Here is a 16,671-nt window from a genome sequence, read left to right on the forward strand (position 1 = left end):
CGTCAGTGAGTGTCCTCTGCCTCGATCTCGGTGCGGTCGCCCGACCAGAGGGTGTGGAACGTGCCCTCCTTGTCGACGCGACGGTACGTGTGCGCACCGAAGAAGTCGCGCTGGCCCTGAATGAGCGCCGCGGGGAGGCGCTCGGCGCGCAGGCCGTCGTAGTACGCCAGCGACGAGCTGAACGCGGGGGCGGGGATGCCGCTCGCCGCGGACAGCGCGACGATGTGGCGCCAGGCGTCCTGGGCGCGGCCGAGGGCCTCGACGAAGTACGGCGCGGTCAGCAGCACGGGGAGCGTGGCCTCGGCGTCGTATGCCTCGGCGATGCGGTTGAGGAACTGGGCGCGGATGATGCAGCCGCCGCGCCAGATCTTCGACACCGCGCCGAGGTCGATGTTCCAGTCGTACTGGGCCGCGCCGGCGCGGATCTCGTCGAAGCCCTGAGAGTAGGCGACGATCTTCGAGGCGTACAGCGCGAGGCGCACCTGCTCGATGAACGCGTCGGCATCCTCGCCCGAGAGCAGGTCGGTGCCAGAGGGGCCGGGGAGCTCGCGCGAGACCTCGCGCTGCTCGGGGTGGCTCGACAGCGACCGCGCGAAGGTGGCCTCCGCGATACCCGAGACGGGGACGCCCAGGTCGAGGGCCGTCTGCACGGTCCAGGCGCCGGTGCCCTTGGCGCCGGCCTGGTCGAGGATGACGTCGACGAGGGGCTTGCCGGTCTCGGCATCCGTCTGACGCAGGACCTCGGCGGTGATCTCGATGAGGTACGACTCCAACTCGCCGCGGTTCCACTCGGCGAACACGTCGGCGATCTCGGCGGGGGTCTTGCCGGTGGCGCGACGGATGAGGTCGTATGCCTCTGCGATGAGCTGCATGTCGGCGTACTCGATGCCGTTGTGCACCATCTTCACGAAGTGGCCGGCGCCGTCGTGGCCCACGTGGGTCACGCACGCCTCGCCCTCGGCGACCGCGGCGATGGAGGTCAGGATCGGGCCGAGCGTCTGCCACGACTCGTCCGAGCCGCCGGGCATGAGCGAGGGGCCCAGAAGGGCGCCCTCCTCACCGCCCGAGACACCCATGCCGACGTAGTTGATCCCCGTCTCGCGGACGGCCTTCTCGCGGCGGATCGTGTCGGTGAAGAGGGCGTTGCCGCCGTCGACGATGATGTCGCCGGGCTCGAACACCTTGACCAGCTCGTCGATGACGAAGTCGGTGGGGCGACCGGCCTTGACCATGATGATCGCGGTGCGAGGCTTCGACAGCGACGCGGCGAAGTCCTCGTACGAGAACGACGCGACGAAGTTCGCCTCGGGGTGCGCTTCGAGCAGCTCGTCGGTCTTCGAACGCGAGCGATTGAACACCGCGACGGTGTTGCCCTCGCGGCTGGCGAGGTTGCGTGCGAGGTTGGACCCCATCACCGCCAAGCCGACGACGCCGATGTTCGCGTGGGCCTGACCGTCGCCCTGCGGGCGCGAATCGGCCTCGGCGGTGGGACGCGCGACCTCTTCGGGGCCGGGCGCACCCTCGTGCACCTGCGCGGCCTCGTGCGGGGCCTGGTCCTGGTCGGTCGAGGGTCCGGTCGGGGAGGGGGTGGACGTCATGCGTTTGCTCCGTATTCAGGTGCGAGGAAGGGTGGGCGATTCACGCGGGCCGCCTCCGCCACTTTATCGGCTCGGCCTTTGCGTGTTTCAGGGGGTGATGGTGGGGAGGCTGAGTCGGTCGATGACCTCCTCCACCTGCTGGGAGGGAGTCAGATCGAGGTCGACGCGGATCGCCCGCTCATCGGCATCCGGCATCTGCAGGGTCTCGAACTGCGAGGTGAGCAGCGACGGCGGCATGTAGTGCCCCTGGCGGCGCAGCAGACGCTCGAGCACGAGAGCGGGGTCGCCCATGAGGAGGACGAACGTGACCTCGTCCCGGCGCAGCACGTCACGGTAACTGCGCTTCAGTGCGGAGCACGTGATGATCCCGGGGCGGCCGGCCGCGATCTGTCCGTCGATCCACGCCGCGACGCGGTCGAGCCACGGCCAGCGGTCGTCGTCGTTCAGCGCGTGACCGGCGGCCATCTTGGCGACGTTGGCCTCGGGGTGCAGATCGTCGCCCTCTTGGAAGTCCCACCCGAGGCGTCCGGCGAGCATGCTCGCGACGGTGGATTTGCCGGTCCCGGCGGGACCCATGAACACGAGGACGGGGGGTGTGGTGACCATGAGCTCTCTCTTCGTCGATCGGTCGGTCAGAGGGTGGGGCGGACTTCGGTCAGCACCGCCGCGACGTAGCGGCGGGTGTGCTCCTCGGCGGCATCGGCGTCGGCGCGGCCGATTGCGGCGGCCGTCTCGACGTGGTTGTCGAGGGCGTCGGGGTTCGGGATGCCGGGGGTCAGTCCGTGGAGGGCGCGTCCCTCGATTGCGGCGGCGATCGGCGCCCGGGCGGCTGCGAGCATGAGATTCCCGCTCGAGACGAGGATCAGGTCGTGGAACGCGATGTCGGCCGCGAGGTACTCGGGGGAGTCGCCGAGGCCCGCAGCTCCCAGGCGGGCGAGCTCGTCGGCGAGGCGGAGCAGCTCGCCGCGCTGCAGGTCGGTGGCGCGGCGGGCGCTGAGGCGCGCAGCCGCCGGTTCGATCGCGGCCCGCAGTTCCGTCGTGTTCGCGATGAGCTGGTCGCGGCGGCGTCCGGCGAGCTGCCACCCGATCAATCGCGTGTCCAGGGCGCTCCAGTCGACCGCGGGGCGCACCGTGATGCCGACCCGACGCCGTTGCTCGAGCATGCCCATCGCCTCGAGCACGCGCACGGCTTCGCGCACGACGGTGCGGGAGACGGCGTACTCGGACTCGAGCGCCGCGAGAGTCAGGACGCGACCCGCGGGCAGGTCGCCGTCGACGATGCGCATCCCGATGGCATCCACCAACGAGCCGTGCGACGCTCGGGCCATCCGTCCCTCCTGAGTTGTTTGATACGACCATATCTTGTCAAAAATATGATCATTGTGTGAGGATTTGCGGGCGTGAGTCGGTGATCGGCTTCGCGGCCGCTCTCACCGTCTTCAGACTCGGAGGACCCCCATGACCGCCTCGAACGCCGATCTCTTCGACGTGTCCGACCGCTTGGCTCTCGTGACCGGCTCGTCTCGCGGCCTCGGCCGGGGCTTGGCGCTGACCCTCGCACGCGGCGGAGCGCGGCTGATCGTGCACGGACGGGACGCGGATGCCGTGGAGCAGACGCGCGCCGAAGCCGAAGAGCTGTCGGGTCGTCCCGCGCACGCCGTGACCTTCGACGTCAGCGACGCCGGCGCCGTCGAGAGCGCCGTCGCGGATCTGCTCGACAACGTCGGGGCGCCCGACATCCTCGTCAACAACGCGGGCGTGCAGCGCCGCGCGCCCATCCACGAGTTCCCGGTCGCCGACTGGGACGACATCGTCGCCGCGAACCTTTCGGGCGTCTTCTACGTCTCGCGCTTCATCACGCCCGCGATGGTCGCTCGGGGCTCGGGCAAGGTCGTCAACGTCGCGTCCGTGCAGTCGCGCCTCGCGCGTCAGACGATCGCGCCGTACTCGGCGACGAAGGGCGGTGTCGCGCAGCTGACCGCCGGCATGGCCGCCGACCTCGCGCGGTTCGGCATCCAGGTCAACGCGCTCAGCCCTGGTTACTTCGCGACCGAGATGAACCGCGCCCTGGTCGACGATCCCGAGTTCACGCGCTGGCTGACGCAGCGCACGCCTGCGGCCCGATGGGGCGACGTCGACGAACTGCGGGGGGCGCTGCTGTTCCTCGCGTCCGACGCGTCGAGCTTCGTCTCGGGTCAGAACATCTTCGTTGACGGCGGGATGACAGCGGTCGTCTGACCGCGGAGAGGAATCACCGATGAAGTCTCTGCTGATCGAGAAGGCGCTCACCGCTGAGGTGCGCGACGTGCCCATCCCCGAGCCCGGCAAGGGGCAGGTGCGCCTGCGTGTCGAGTACGTCGGCATCTGCGGGTCGGACCTGCACTACTACTACGAGGGCGCGAACGGGGCGTTCGTGGTTCGGGAACCCCTGGTCCCCGGTCACGAGCTCTCCGGCCGCGTCGACCTCGACCCCTCCGGCGCTCTGGCGCCGGGGACGCCGGTCACCGTCCACCCCGCGCGCTTCGGCACGCCGCGCGAGGGCATCGAGAACGCCCCGCACCTGTGGCCGGGCGGGTCATATCTCGGCAGCGCGTCGACCTGGCCGCACACGCAGGGCGCGGCATCCGAGTACCTGATCGTCGAGGCCGACATGGTGCGAGTCCTTCCCGACGGTCTGCCCGTGCGCCGTGCGGTTCTCGCCGAGCCGCTCGCGGTCGCGCTGCACGCGCTCGGCAAGGCCGGTCCCGTCGAGGGGCTCGACGTGCTCGTCACCGGTTCCGGGCCGATCGGCCTGATGGCCGTGGCGGCGGCCGTCGCTGCCGGTGCACGCGTCACCGCCACCGACGTGCTCGCGGGCCCGCTCGAGCGGGCGGCGGCGCTCGGCGCGTCGGCGACCGTCGATGTCTCCGCCGACGCGGTGGAATCGGGTGCCTATGCGGTGGTCCTGGAGTGCTCGGGCGTGCCGGTGTCGATCTCGACCGCGCTGAAGGCCGTCCGCCCCGGTGGCACCGTCGTGCAGGTCGGCATGCTCCCCGACGATCCGCGACCGGTGAACCTCGCCCCCTTCATCTCGAAAGAGGTGCGCTATCTCGGCGCGTTCCGCTTCCGCGACGAGATCGATCAGGCGGTCGCGCTGCTCGCGGCGAACCCCGGCATCGAGAGCGCGCTCACGCACGAGTTCGCGGTGACGGATGCCGCCGAGGCCTTCGCCACGGCGCGGGACTCGCAGCGCTCGGGCAAGGTCGTCTTCGCCCTCTGAGGAACAATGACGCCCCGGTGGTCGCTGCCACCGGGGCGTCGTCATTCGTGCGTCAGTCGTCGCTGCGGACCGCCGTGAACCGGCGCGTGACGGCGATGTCGCGCTCGCCGAGGCCACGGTCGACGATCTCGTCGAAGGCCGCGCGAAGGGCGGGGAGCAGCGCGGGACGCGTGTCGGTCGCGGCGGCGATGTCGGCGGCGAAGCGCAGATCCTTGACCATGTAGCCCGCGACGCCGCTGGGGGAGTCGTCGCCGGTGACGAGCTTCTCGCGTCGGCTGGCGAGCAGGTTCGATCCCGCGTATCCACCGCCGAGCAGCTCCCAGAGTGCGGCGGGGTCGACGTCGGACCGTGCGGCGAGCTCGGTCGCTTCGCCGAGGGCGAGGATGGTCGCCGCCACGACCATCTGGTTGCAGGCCTTGGCCACCTCTCCCGCGCCGAGGGGGCCGAGACGGATGGGGGTACCGCAGGGCGCGAGGAGCTCCGCGGCGAGATCGGCGACGGCGCTGTCTCCGCCGAGCATGATCGAGAGGGTCCCGGCCTTCGCGCCGTCCTCGCCGCCCGAGACGGGGCAGTCGACGACCCCGATGCCGGTGGGCAGCCGTTCCGCCAGCTCGCGCACGCCGACGGGAGAGGATGTCGACCCGATCATGAGGAGGAAAGGGCGCCCCTCGATGCCCGCGAGCAGCCCGTCGGGGCCGTCGAGGTGCTCCTCGAGCTGCGGGAGGTCGGGGAGCATGATGAGGACAGCGTCTGTGGCCGCTGCGAGTTCTCGCGCCGTCGAGGCCCACGCGGCTCCCGCCGCGATCAGTGCGTCGCGCTCTCGGCGGGCGTGGACGGTCAGGGCCCCGCGCGCGGACAGCAGATGCTGCGCCATGGGCTCGCCCATGGCGCCGAGGCCCCAGACGCCGAGGCGCACCTCGGGAGCGGGGGGAAGCGTGCCGGTCTCTTCGTCGAGCGTCGTCATGTCGGCATCCTATCGGCTAGACAATAGGTTGAACAGGGTTCAGTATGGTGAACGACGTTGGGCGAGTCCGCGACGGGCGGCCAGCCTCGCGGCGAGAGGAGACGACGACGATGTCGACACGCAAGAGCTTACGCGCGGTGGTGGCGGTGCCCCTGAAAGAGGAGCACTGCGAACTGATCGAGCGCCTCGAGCCGCGCGTCGAGCTGATGCGCGACGCCTCGCTCACGCACCCGATGCGCGGGCCCGCCGACTGGTCGGGTGACCCGGCGCACGAGCGCTCGGCTGACGAGCAGCGCGCATTCGACGACATGGTCGACTCGGCGGACGCGCTCTTCGGCATCCCGGACGTCGATCCCGCCGCCCTCGCACGGACCGTCGCCGCCAATCCGAAGCTGCGGTGGGTGATGACGACCGCTGCGGGCGGGGGAGGGCAGGTGAAGGCGGCCGATCTCGACCGCGCGGCGCTGGATCGCATCGTCTTCACCACCAGCGCCGGCGTCCACGGGGGACCGCTCGCCGAGTTCGCGGTGTTCGGCGTCCTCGCCGGCGCGAAGGACCTGCCGCGGCTCGCGCAGCAGCAGGCGGATCGACGCTGGACCGATCGCTGGGAGATGCGCCAGGTCGACGAGATGACCGTGCTCGTCGTCGGGCTCGGGGGAATCGGGGCGGAGTGCGCGCGCCGCTTCCACGCGCTGGGCGCCGAGGTGTGGGGGACGACGCGCTCCGGCACCCCCGTGGACGGGGTCGACCGCCTCGTCTCGCTCGACGAGCTGGCCACGGCGGTGAGCGAGGTGGATGCCATCGTCGTCACCCTGCCGGGAACCGATCAGACGCATCACCTGATCGGCGCCGAGGTTCTCGCCGCGGTGAAGCCGGGGGTGATCGTCGCGAGCGTCGGTCGCGGGACCGTGATCGATGAGACGGAGCTCCTCGCGGCTCTCGACGACGGACGCGTGTCGTTCGCCGCCCTCGACGTGTTCGAGGTGGAGCCCCTCCCGGAGGAGTCGCCGCTGTGGCGGCATCCGAGAGTCCTCGTCAGCCCGCACACGGCCGCGCTCAACAGCAAAGAGGAGGAGCGCATCGCGCGCCGGTTCGCAGAGAACGCCACGCGCCTGCTCGACGGCGAGCCGATGCGCGCGGTTGTCGATACGGTCGAGTTCTATTGACCTGTCGCGGCCCTCGCGACTCCGGTTCGACGGGAGGACGCCGTGAGTGATGACGAAGCGAGCGCGATCGCGCGCGATCCGGCTCCAGCCGTCGGGCGCAGCATCCGTCTTCTCGGCCTGCTCGCCGAGGCGGGTCGCGCGCTGACGCTCACCGAGCTGGCGGCGGGCCTCGGGCTCGCGAAATCGTCGACGGCCAATCTGTGCCTGTCGCTGGAGGCGGGGCGCATGATCGAGCGCGTGCCGCTCGGCTACCGTCTCGGGATCCGCACGGCAGAACTCGGGGGAGCGTTCGCCGCGCAGTTCAACCAGGTGCGCGAGTTCTACGCCGTCTGCGAGACCTCTCCGGCCCTCTCGTCCGAGCTCGTGCAGGTCGCGGTCCTCGATGACACCGACGCGCTGTACCTGGCGAGGTACGAGGGGTCGCGCTCGGTGCGGCTCGGGACCCCGCTCGGCTCGCGCCTGCCCGCGGCCCTGTCCGCCACGGGGCGCGCGCTGCTGATGACCCGCAGCGACGACGATGTCCGGGCGCTGCTGACGCGAGGGCGTCCGCTGCCGAAGCTGACGGAGCACAGCACGGTCGACGTCGAGGGTGTCATCGCGAAGCTCGCCGCGGCGCGGGAGCGCGGGTGGTCGGTGGACGAGGAAGAGTCGTTCCGCGGCATCGTCGGCGTCGCTGTTCCGCTCGAGGGGTGGGCGCCCGGCGATCCGCAGCTCGCCCTGGGCGTCGGCATCCCCGTCGCGGATGCCACCGGCGACCGTGTCGCGCGCGTCGGCGCTGCTCTTCGCGAGGCGGCGAAGGCGCTGACGAACCCGTTCAGCGCCTCTCGCTCCCGCTGACGAGCGCTTTCCTCCGCCCCGGCAGGGGCGGTGATCGTCATGTCTGCAGCACGGGCGGGAAATGGCGTGTCCAATATATTGAACTGTGTCCACAGGGTTGGTACAGTCGCGGAAGTCGCAAGACCCCAGCCGATCGAAGGAGATGGCCGTGACCACTGCATCCACACCGACGCCGCAGCCGCAGGATGACCCCGAATACGCCGCGAACCTGCGTCGTGCAACGCTCGCCTCGAGCATCGGCAGCGCGCTGGAGTACTTCGACTTCGCGCTCTACGGCCTCTCAACGGCCCTGATCTTCAACGTCCTGTTCTTCTCGCAGGACAACCCGGCGCTCGCCACGGTCGCCGCGTTCGCCACCTACGGCGTCGGCTTCCTCGCCCGTCCCTTCGGCGGACTGTTCTTCGGAGTCCTCGGCGACAAGCTCGGCCGCAAGTGGGTGCTCGTCATCACGATCCTGCTGATGGGTGGGGCGTCGACGGCGATCGGCCTCCTGCCCACCTACGAGGCCGTCGGCATCCTCGCGCCGATCCTGCTCGTGATCATGCGCCTTCTCCAGGGCTTCGGCGCGGGTGCCGAACAGGCGGGTGCGACGGTGCTCATGGCCGAGTACGCGCCGGTGAAGCGCCGCGGTTTCTTCTCGGCGCTGCCGTTCATCGGCATCCAGGCGGGCACGCTGCTCGCGGCCGTCGTCTTCAGCCTCATCTCACTACTGCCCGAAGACCAGCTGCTCAGCTGGGGCTGGCGCGTGCCGTTCCTGGCGTCGTTCGTGCTGATCCTGCTCGCGCTGTTCATCCGCATGCGGCTGCGCGAGACCCCGACCTTCATCGAGCTCGAGAAGAGCGAGCAGATCGCCGAGCGTCCGATCCGCGACATCTTCACGCGGGGCCTGCCGGGCGTCATCGTCGGCATCGGTCTGCGCATGGCCGAGAACGGCGGCTCGTACATGTTCAACACCCTCGCGCTGACGTTCTTCGTCGCCTCCGTGGGTGGCCAGGCCGACCGCAGCCTGCTGACCTGGGGCGTCACGCTCGGCTCGCTCATCGGCATCTTCTCGGTGCCCCTGACGGGCGCGCTGTCCGACCGCATGGGTCGCCGCACCGTCTACCGCCTGGGTGCGCTGTTCATGCTGGTCTTCACCTTCCCCGCCTGGTGGCTGATCTCGCTCGGGAGCTACCCGATCACGATCGCCGTGATCGCGATCGGCATCGGCGTCGCCGTCAACTCGATGCTCGGACCGCAGTGCGCCATGCTCCCCGAGCTGTTCGGCAACCGTCACCGCTACCTGGGCGTGGCGATGGCGCGCGAGATCTCGGCTGTTCTCGCCGGTGGCCTCGCGGGAGTCCTCGGTGCGTACATCATCGCCGTGAGCGGGGCGAACTGGCTCCTCCTGGCGATCTACATGGGAACCCTCGCGCTCATCACGACCGCGTCGACGTTCCTCGTCCCTGAGACCCTCCGCCGCGACCTCACGCGCACCGACGACGCCATCAAGGTGTCGCGCGACGAGGCGGGCGAGGGTGTGGATGCCACGACCGTGACCGTTCGGACCATCCGATGACGCGCATCGCCCGCGTGCGGACGCTGGAGGGCGTGCGCACGGTCCGGCTCGACGGGGACCGGCTCGTGCCGATCGCCGATCCCTACGTCGCCTTCGCGGCGGGGGAGGAGATCGCGGATGCCGGCAGCCCGGTGCATGGGTCGTTCGAGGCGCCGTGCGTCCCGACTCTGGTCGTGGGCATCGCCCAGAACGGGCCCGGGCACGCCTCGCCTGTCCAGGCGTGGCTGAAGAGCCCCCGCACCGTCGCGGGTCCCGATCGCACGGTGACGCTGCGTCGCGACGCCGGCACGACGGTGGCGGAGGCGGAGGTGGCGGTCGTCATCGGTCGCGGAACGACGGGGCTCACCGCCGAGAACGCGCACGAGTACGTGCTCGGCATCACCGCGGTGAACGACCTGTCGAGTCCCGATCGGTCGGAGTTCGACCCCCGCAACTTCGAGTCGAAGTCGGGGGAGGGGTACACCCCACTGGGGCCGTACATCGACACCGCGATCGGTCTCGACGACGACGTGACGCTCCAGCTCGTCGTCGACGGGGAGCCCGTTCGCGACACGTCGGCGGGGCGCTACCCGATGTCGATGCGCGCGTGTCTCGCGTACGTCGCAGCGTGGACGACGTTGGGCCCCGGGGACGTGATCATGATGGGAGCGCCGTTCTCGGCATCCCCGATCCGTCCGGGAGTCACGGTCGAGGTCGTCGTGGGCGAGATGCGGCTGCGGACCCCGACGATCTGACGTGCGTCAGTGCTTCTTGTAGCCCGCGTTGCGGCCCATCGAGAAGAGGGCGCCGATCGCGCCGATGCCGCCGAGGAGGGCGACACCGCCGATGACCCAGAGCACGACGTGGGAGAAGAAGCCGCTGTCCATGATGATCCTTCGGGTCGGTGGGTTTCGATTCTACCGGCGCGCTCCGGTGCTCCTCGACACGCGCGGGTCGTGCGGACGCGCTCGCGCTGGTAGACTTCCGAGGAACTTCGGCGAGGGACTGTCGCACACCGTTTGGTGAACGTGGCATCCGTGATCGACGCGGTGATGCAGGCTCCCGGCTTTCCTCACGCGCTCGCGTTCGAGTCGAATCCAGACCACCAGTGCGGGCCGTGTTCCGCCCCCAAGCTGCGGGCCGCATGCCCGCGAGGAGAACATCATGTCGGAAGACAACAAGGTCGTCGCGGAGCTCCGCGAGAACTTCGGCAAGGGCTTCGCCCGTCGCCTCCGCGCCGCGGGCAAGATCCCGGCCGTCATCTACGGCCACGGCACCGAGCCCCAGCACGTCGCGCTGCCCGGTCACCAGACCGCGCTGCTCATCCGCCGCGCGAACGCCCTGCTCGACCTCGACATCGCGGGCAAGAGCCAGCTCGTGCTGGTCAAGGACGTCCAGAAGGACCCCGTGCGCCAGATCATCGAGCACATCGACCTCATCGTCGTGAAGAAGGGCGAGAAGGTCCAGGTCGACGTGCCCGTCGTCGTCATCGGCGAGCCCTTCTCCGGCACCATCGCGATGCTCGACACCGCGACCCGTGTCGCTCGAGGTCGAGGCCACCCACATCCCGCAGAACGTCGAGGTCGACGTCGAGGGCGCCGAGGACGGCACGCAGATCACCGCTGCCGACCTGAAGCTCCCCGCCGGTGCGAGCCTCGTGACCGAGCCCGAGACCCTCATCGTGGGCGTCTCGGTGCCGCTCGACACGCTGGCCGCCGAGGAAGAGATCGCCGAGGCCGACGCCGAGGTCGCCGAGGAGCAGTCCGAAGAGGCCGAGGCCGCCGACAACTGACGCCGGACGGCTGCGAGTCGCAGTTCGTCGACGAGGGGGCGCGTTCTCGCGCCCCCTCGTTTCGTTTCCGGCTGGACTGTCGTTTCGGCCGAACCGAGAGAATGGATGCCATGGCAGACACGTGGGTGATCGTCGGACTGGGCAACCCGGGCCCGCGTTACGAGGCGACGCGGCACAACATCGGCCAGATGGTCGTCGACGAGCTCGCGGCGCGGCGGAGCGAAGCGTTCCGCGCACACAAGGCGAACGCCCGCGTCGCCGAGACGTGGCTGCGCCCGGGCGGCGCCAAGCTCGTGCTCGCGAAGCCGAACAGCTTCATGAACGTCTCGGGCGGTCCGGCTGCCGGGCTCGCCCGCTTCTACGACGTCGCTCCGGAGCGGGTGGTGGTCGTCCACGATGAACTCGACATCCCATACGACACCGTGAAGCTCAAGACGGGCGGCGGTCACGGCGGACACAACGGTGTCCGCGACGTCGCCAAGGCGCTGGGCACTCCGGAGTTCCCGCGCGTGCGCGTCGGCATCGGCCGCCCGGTGGGTCGGCAGGACCCAGCGGACTGGGTGCTGGATCCGTTCGGCGCGACCGAGCGTCAGACCCTGCCGATCCTCGTCTCGGATGCCGCGGACGCGGTGGAGATGCTCGTCGAGGAGGGGCTGGTCGCGGCGCAGCAGCGATTCCACGCCCCGCGCGCCTGAGCAACGCCCCTCCCACGACGAGAGCCCCGGCCGATCGGCCGGGGCTCTCGTCGTCGCTGAGCGGAGGCGTTCAGCCGATGGTGTTGACGTACGGCGCCGCTCCGGCGGTCGCGCCGATGCCGAAGACCACGGCGACGACGATGCCGCCGAGGACCGCGAGGATGATCGCGGTGATGCCGTAGCCGCGGCCACGGTTCTTGACGGCCGCGATGATGCCCTGGATGAAGCCCCAGAGGCCCAGCGCGCCGAAGACGAGGAAGCCGGCGACGGCGAGCAGACCCGCCACGGCCGCGGCCTGCTGCGCGCTCTCGGGGAGCGTCGACGCGTCGATCTGCGTGCCGTTCGCGCCGGTGGTCGCGTACTGCACGAGGGCGCCGCTCTGCATGCCGCCGATGAAGGCGAGGATCGAGCCGATCACGATCGCGGCCAGCGACACCACGAAGGCGATGAGGCCGAGACGATTCGACGGCTTCGCGGCCGACGCGGTCGGCGGCTGGTAGCTCGGGGACGCGGGGTAGCCCGCCTGAGCGGCGTCGGCGCGCGTGGCGGGAGGAGGGTTGTACGGCTCGGGGGGCGGCGTCGTGCTGCTCACGGGGTACTCCTTCGATCGCGGGACGGATTCATCCCATGGCCGCGAGTATAGGGAGACCGACCGATTTCTGAGAAGAAGCTGGACGCGCGCCCGCAAACGCGGTAACGCCCCGAGTCAGACGAGCGCTCCTCCCGTGCCCGCGGTGGTTCCGGCACCCGCGACAAGCGCGATGGCCACGAGGGCGCCGAACACCAGGGGGCCGAGGGCGGCGAAGACGATGGCGACGATGCCCATCGGTCGGCCCCGGTCGCGAGCGGTCGCGATGATCCCGACGACGAGCGCGGCGATCCCCAGTGCGGTGCCGCTCCAGAAGGCGATCTCGACGACGAGGACGAGATCGCGGACGGGGGTCAACACCCGCAGGTCGATGTTCTGTCCGCCCTGAGCGACGATCTGCGCGCCGGCTCCGCGGCCGACGCGGAACGCGGCGAACCCGGCGACCGCGGGGGCGACGAGCATGCTCAGGATGCCGGCCACGAGGGCGAACGCCCCGAGAGGGCGCCGCTTCTTCGGCTTCGGTGGGGGAGCCAGAAGCGTTCCCGTCGCGGGAGCGACGTAGGGGGCGGCGAAGGGCGACGACATGTCAGCACTCTACGAGACGGGCTCCCGCCGACCCGATGTCGGTGCCCCCGCGTAGACTTTCCCGAGTGACAGTTCCCGGGATCGTGCGCGCCCTCGAGCAGGCTGAGTCGTACCGTGAGGCCGCGTCCGCGGCATCCGCCGACCTTTCTCTCTCCCTCGTCGACGGGCTCGATGCCCCCGTCATCGCGGGCCTCGTCGAGCGTCGCCGCGCGGCGGGCGACCCGGGTGCCGTGTTGGTGATCGCCCCGACCGGACGTCGTGCCGAGTCCCTGGGGCCGGCGCTGGATGCCGTCCTGCCCGGCGCGCAGGTGCTGCACTTCCCCGCGTGGGAGACGCTCCCGCACGAGCGTCTCAGCCCGAGCCCCGAGACCGTGGGACGACGCCTCGACGTGTTGCGCCGGATCGCCGCGTGGAACGGTGATGCGCCCCTCGTGGTCACCGCGTCCGTCCGCAGCGCTCTGCAGCCGCTCGCACCGGGACTCGGCGACGTCGCTCCGGTCGAGCTGGCCGTTGGCGGCCGCGGCCACGAGCTCGAAGCGGTCACGACGCGACTCGTCGAGCTGGCGTACCACCGCGTCGACATGGTCTCGCGCCGCGGCGAGTTCGCCGTGCGCGGCGGCATCCTCGACGTGTTCCCGCCCGTCGCCGACCACCCGTACCGCGTCGAGTTCTTCGGTGACGAGGTCGACCAGATCCGCGCCTTCTCGGTCGCCGACCAGCGCTCGCTTCCGGGCGAGGTGACGACCGTCACGCTGGTCCCCAGCCGCGAGCTCCTGCTCACGCCCGCGGTGCGGACGCGCGCGGCGGCGCTTCGCGACGCCTACCCGGGCCTGCGCCAGTTGCTCGAGAAGATGGCCGAGGGCATTCCCGCCGAGGGGATGGAGTCGCTCATCCCCGTGCTCATCGACGACCTCACGACCCTGGTCGACTACCTGCCCGGCGGTAGTGCGGTCGCGCTCGTCGACCCGGAGCGCTCGCTCGCGCGCGCGACGACGCTCGGCGACACCAATCGCGAGTTCCTCGAGGCCGCGTGGTCGGCGGCGACGGCGGGAGCCGACACCCCCGTCGATCTCGACTCCGGCGACTTCGTGACCCTCGACGACCTCCACGAGCGCGCCAGCGGACGCGGGGGAGTCTGGTGGCAGCTCAGCGCCTTCGACTCGGGCGCAGCGGATGCCGAAGACGAGGGGCTCGTGACGGGGGACGACTCCCCGCACCGCATCAAGGCCGACGCCGTTCCCTCGTTCCAGGGCAACGTCGACGGGGCCACCGCCCACGTGGGCCAGTTGCTCGGCGACGGGTGGTCGGTGATCGTCACGGCATCCGGACCCGGTCTGGTGGACCGCGCGCGCGACGTGCTCGCCGAGCGCGGGATCGCGGCGCGGCGCGTGGACGACGTGCTCACCCCTCCCGAGCCCGGTGTCGCGCACGTCGTGTGCGCGCCGCTCGAGCGCGGCTTCGAACTCGGCGAGGCGCGGTTCGCCGTCATCACCGAGACCGAGTTCTACGGTCGCTCGGTGGGCGGCGACAACCGCGGCGCGAAGAAGCTCGCCTCGCGTCGCCGCAACGTGGTCGATCCGCTGCAGCTGAAGCCCGGCGACGTCGTGGTGCACGCGACCCACGGCATCGGCAAGTTCATCGAGTTGACCCAGCGCGAGGTGTCGAGCGGCGGGCGCAACGCCGTGAAGACGACGAAGGAGTACCTCGTCCTCGAGTACGCGCCCTCCAAGCGCGGCTACCCGGGCGACAAGCTGTTCGTCCCCACCGATCAGCTCGATCTGCTGTCGAAGTACGTCGGCGGCGAGGCCCCGACCCTGTCGAAGATGGGCGGCAGCGACTGGGCCGCGGCGAAGGGCCGGGCCCGCAAGGCCGTCCGTGACATCGCCGTCGAGCTGGTGAAGCTGTACTCGGCGCGCATGGCATCCAAGGGATACGCCTTCGGTCCCGACACCCCGTGGCAGCGCGAGCTCGAAGAGGCCTTCCCCTTCGCCGAGACGCAGGACCAGCTGCAGACGATCGACGAGATCAAGGCCGACATGGAGAAGCCGATCCCCATGGACCGCCTGCTCTCGGGCGACGTCGGCTTCGGCAAGACCGAGGTCGCCGTACGCGCGGCGTTCAAAGCGATCCAGGACGGCAAGCAGGTCGCGATGCTCGTGCCCACGACCCTTCTCGTGAAGCAGCACCTCGAGACCTTCGCCGAGCGCTTCGCCGGGTTCCCCGTGACCGTGCGCCCGCTGTCGCGTTTCCAGAGCGACAAAGAGGCCAAGGCCACGCTCGCGGGGCTCACCGACGGCACCGTCGACATGGTCATCGGCACGCACCGCATCCTCACCGAGAAGGTCATCTTCAAAGACCTCGGGCTGATGATCATCGACGAGGAACAGCGCTTCGGCGTCGAGCACAAGGACGCCCTGAAGAAGCTGAAGACCAACGTCGACATCCTTGCGATGAGCGCCACGCCCATCCCGCGCACGCTCGAGATGGCGGTCACCGGCATCCGCGAGATGTCGACCCTCGCCACCCCGCCCGAGGATCGGCATCCGATCCTCTCCTACGTCGGGCCGCGCAACGACAAGCAGATCGCGGCCGCCATCCGCCGCGAGCTGCTGCGCGAGGGCCAGGTGTTCTACGTGCACAACCGCGTGTCGTCGATCCAGCGCGTCGCGGCGCACCTCGCCGAGCTCGTGCCCGAGGCCCGCATCGTCGTCGCGCACGGTCAGATGGGCGAGCACGCTCTCGAGCAGGTCGTCGACGACTTCTGGGAACGCCGCGCCGACGTGCTCGTGTCGACCACGATCATCGAGACGGGCCTCGACATCTCGAACGCGAACACGATCATCATCGACCGGGCCGACAAGTACGGCCTGTCGCAGCTGCACCAGCTGCGCGGTCGCGTCGGTCGCGGGCGCGACCGCGCGTACGCCTACTTCCTCTACGACGAGATGAAGCCGCTGTCCGAGACCGCGGCCGACCGCCTCGAGACGATCGCCGTGAACAACGACCTCGGTTCCGGCATGCAGGTCGCGTTGAAAGACCTCGAGCTGCGCGGGGCGGGAAACCTGCTCGGTGCCGAGCAGGCGGGGCACATCGCGGGTGTCGGGTTCGACCTGTACCTGCGCATGATCGGCGAGGCCGTGTCGACCTTCCGCGGTGAAGACGTCGACGGCCCCACCGAGCTGCGCCTCGAGCTTCCGGTCGACGCGCGCCTGCCCGAGTTCTACATCGACAGCGAGCGGCTGCGCCTCGAGGCCTACCAGAAGCTCTCGGCCGCGGCATCCGCGACCGCCAAGGACGACGCGATCGATCTGGTCGTCGAGGAACTGCGCGATCGCTACGGCGAGCCGCCCGCCGAGGTCGAGGGTCTCATCGCCGTGGCGCGCCTGCGTCGCCGCGCGGCGCAGGCCGGGCTCGCCGATGTCGTCGCCATGGGCTCGAACCTCCGCATCGCCCCCGCGAACCTCGCGGAGTCGATGCGCGTGCGCCTGCAGCGGCTCTACCCGAAGGCGAAGCTCGTCGCGGGCGGCGACGCGATGGTCGTCCCGCTCCCGCAGGACGCCGACGACGCGAATCTCATCGCGTGGGTGCGGCAATTGCTCGACGCGCTCTGGCCGCTGCCGGTCGAGACGGCGTCGGTCTGAGGGATGCC

The 16,671-nt window shown here is 70.4% G+C and carries 15 protein-coding genes and 1 pseudogene; 9 read left to right on the forward strand and 7 right to left on the reverse strand.

The genetic code is table 11. The annotated features are described in order from the left end of the window. Positions 1–2 precede the first annotated feature (2 nt). From gndA to QE388_RS13290, 3 genes are all read right to left on the reverse strand, one after another. Positions 3–1,598 (reverse strand): NADP-dependent phosphogluconate dehydrogenase, encoded by a 1,596-nt coding sequence (gene gndA, locus QE388_RS13280; RefSeq protein ID WP_275799416.1) that lies wholly within the window; start codon positions 1,596–1,598, stop codon positions 3–5. An 87-nt stretch (positions 1,599–1,685) separates the two neighbouring features. Next, on the reverse strand, positions 1,686–2,204 hold the full coding sequence (locus tag QE388_RS13285; RefSeq protein ID WP_307385743.1) for a gluconokinase: 519 nt from the start codon (positions 2,202–2,204) through the stop codon (positions 1,686–1,688). 26 nt (positions 2,205–2,230) lie between these two features. After that, on the reverse strand, positions 2,231–2,926 hold the full coding sequence (locus QE388_RS13290) for a FadR/GntR family transcriptional regulator (RefSeq protein WP_275799419.1): 696 nt from the start codon (positions 2,924–2,926) through the stop codon (positions 2,231–2,233). Between the two features lie 130 nt (positions 2,927–3,056). On the opposite strand from QE388_RS13290, the gene QE388_RS13295 reads away from it, so the two are divergent. Then, a complete protein-coding gene (locus tag QE388_RS13295) occupies positions 3,057–3,836 on the forward strand; it encodes an SDR family oxidoreductase (protein ID WP_275799420.1) in 780 nt (259 codons plus the stop codon). A gap of 19 nt (positions 3,837–3,855) precedes the next feature. Beyond that, positions 3,856–4,857: a zinc-binding dehydrogenase gene (locus tag QE388_RS13300; protein ID WP_275799421.1), complete on the forward strand. Its 1,002-nt coding sequence runs from the start codon at positions 3,856–3,858 to the stop codon at positions 4,855–4,857. 52 nt (positions 4,858–4,909) lie between these two features. On the opposite strand, the gene QE388_RS13305 is transcribed toward QE388_RS13300, so the two are convergent. After that, positions 4,910–5,821, reverse strand: coding sequence for an NAD(P)-dependent oxidoreductase (locus QE388_RS13305; RefSeq protein ID WP_307385744.1), 912 nt, complete (start codon positions 5,819–5,821; stop codon positions 4,910–4,912). A 110-nt stretch (positions 5,822–5,931) separates the two neighbouring features. Between QE388_RS13305 and QE388_RS13310 the strand changes: the two genes are divergently transcribed. The 4 genes from QE388_RS13310 to QE388_RS13325 all read left to right on the forward strand — a co-directional run bounded on the left by QE388_RS13310 (position 5,932) and on the right by QE388_RS13325 (position 10,116). Beyond that, a complete protein-coding gene (locus tag QE388_RS13310; protein WP_275799423.1) occupies positions 5,932–6,987 on the forward strand; it encodes a D-2-hydroxyacid dehydrogenase in 1,056 nt (351 codons plus the stop codon). 42 nt (positions 6,988–7,029) lie between these two features. Continuing rightward, entirely contained in the window at positions 7,030–7,824 is a 795-nt protein-coding gene (locus QE388_RS13315; protein ID WP_307385745.1) for an IclR family transcriptional regulator, read from the forward strand. 142 nt (positions 7,825–7,966) lie between these two features. Then, positions 7,967–9,382, forward strand: a complete 1,416-nt coding sequence (locus QE388_RS13320; RefSeq protein WP_307385746.1) for an MFS transporter — start codon at positions 7,967–7,969, stop codon at positions 9,380–9,382. Further along, positions 9,379–10,116: a fumarylacetoacetate hydrolase family protein gene (locus tag QE388_RS13325; RefSeq protein WP_307385747.1), complete on the forward strand. Its 738-nt coding sequence runs from the start codon at positions 9,379–9,381 to the stop codon at positions 10,114–10,116. The genes QE388_RS13320 and QE388_RS13325 overlap by 4 nt, the downstream gene beginning before the upstream one ends. A 6-nt stretch (positions 10,117–10,122) precedes the next feature. Here the strand turns inward: QE388_RS13325 and QE388_RS13330 are convergent, their stop codons facing one another. Continuing rightward, a complete protein-coding gene (locus tag QE388_RS13330) occupies positions 10,123–10,248 on the reverse strand; it encodes a hypothetical protein (protein ID WP_013586064.1) in 126 nt (41 codons plus the stop codon). Positions 10,249–10,525: 277 nt separating this feature from the next. Between QE388_RS13330 and QE388_RS13335 the strand changes: the two are divergent. Further along, positions 10,526–11,153, forward strand: a pseudogene (locus tag QE388_RS13335) (50S ribosomal protein L25/general stress protein Ctc). A 110-nt stretch (positions 11,154–11,263) separates the two neighbouring features. Next, on the forward strand, positions 11,264–11,848 hold the full coding sequence (pth, locus tag QE388_RS13340; RefSeq protein WP_275799429.1) for an aminoacyl-tRNA hydrolase: 585 nt from the start codon (positions 11,264–11,266) through the stop codon (positions 11,846–11,848). A 70-nt stretch (positions 11,849–11,918) separates the two neighbouring features. Here pth and QE388_RS13345 read toward each other — a convergent pair whose 3' ends face one another. Both QE388_RS13345 and QE388_RS13350 read right to left on the reverse strand, forming a co-directional pair. After that, entirely contained in the window at positions 11,919–12,440 is a 522-nt protein-coding gene (locus QE388_RS13345; RefSeq protein WP_307385748.1) for a hypothetical protein, read from the reverse strand. 114 nt (positions 12,441–12,554) lie between these two features. Further along, on the reverse strand, positions 12,555–13,022 hold the full coding sequence (locus QE388_RS13350) for a hypothetical protein (protein WP_307385749.1): 468 nt from the start codon (positions 13,020–13,022) through the stop codon (positions 12,555–12,557). Positions 13,023–13,087: 65 nt separating this feature from the next. Between QE388_RS13350 and mfd the strand changes: the two genes are divergently transcribed. Beyond that, complete coding sequence (gene mfd, locus QE388_RS13355) at positions 13,088–16,663, forward strand: transcription-repair coupling factor (RefSeq protein WP_307385750.1); 3,576 nt, start codon at positions 13,088–13,090, stop codon at positions 16,661–16,663. The last annotated feature ends 8 nt before the right edge of the window (positions 16,664–16,671 follow it).

The sequence above is a fragment of the Microbacterium sp. SORGH_AS_0969 genome (assembly GCF_030818255.1).
In the GTDB taxonomy this organism is placed as follows: Bacteria; Actinomycetota; Actinomycetes; order Actinomycetales; family Microbacteriaceae; genus Microbacterium.

Coding starts and splice junctions, on each gene's coding strand:
- gndA (WP_275799416.1), bottom strand. CDS start 1,598: ATGACGTCCACCCCCTCCCCGACCGGACCCTCGACCGACCAGGACCAG.
- QE388_RS13285 (WP_307385743.1), bottom strand. CDS start 2,204: ATGGTCACCACACCCCCCGTCCTCGTGTTCATGGGTCCCGCCGGGACC.
- QE388_RS13290 (WP_275799419.1), bottom strand. CDS start 2,926: ATGGCCCGAGCGTCGCACGGCTCGTTGGTGGATGCCATCGGGATGCGC.
- QE388_RS13295 (WP_275799420.1), top strand. CDS start 3,057: ATGACCGCCTCGAACGCCGATCTCTTCGACGTGTCCGACCGCTTGGCT.
- QE388_RS13300 (WP_275799421.1), top strand. CDS start 3,856: ATGAAGTCTCTGCTGATCGAGAAGGCGCTCACCGCTGAGGTGCGCGAC.
- QE388_RS13305 (WP_307385744.1), bottom strand. CDS start 5,821: ATGACGACGCTCGACGAAGAGACCGGCACGCTTCCCCCCGCTCCCGAG.
- QE388_RS13310 (WP_275799423.1), top strand. CDS start 5,932: ATGTCGACACGCAAGAGCTTACGCGCGGTGGTGGCGGTGCCCCTGAAA.
- QE388_RS13320 (WP_307385746.1), top strand. CDS start 7,967: ATGGCCGTGACCACTGCATCCACACCGACGCCGCAGCCGCAGGATGAC.
- QE388_RS13325 (WP_307385747.1), top strand. CDS start 9,379: ATGACGCGCATCGCCCGCGTGCGGACGCTGGAGGGCGTGCGCACGGTC.
- QE388_RS13330 (WP_013586064.1), bottom strand. CDS start 10,248: ATGGACAGCGGCTTCTTCTCCCACGTCGTGCTCTGGGTCATCGGCGGT.
- pth (WP_275799429.1), top strand. CDS start 11,264: ATGGCAGACACGTGGGTGATCGTCGGACTGGGCAACCCGGGCCCGCGT.
- QE388_RS13350 (WP_307385749.1), bottom strand. CDS start 13,022: ATGTCGTCGCCCTTCGCCGCCCCCTACGTCGCTCCCGCGACGGGAACG.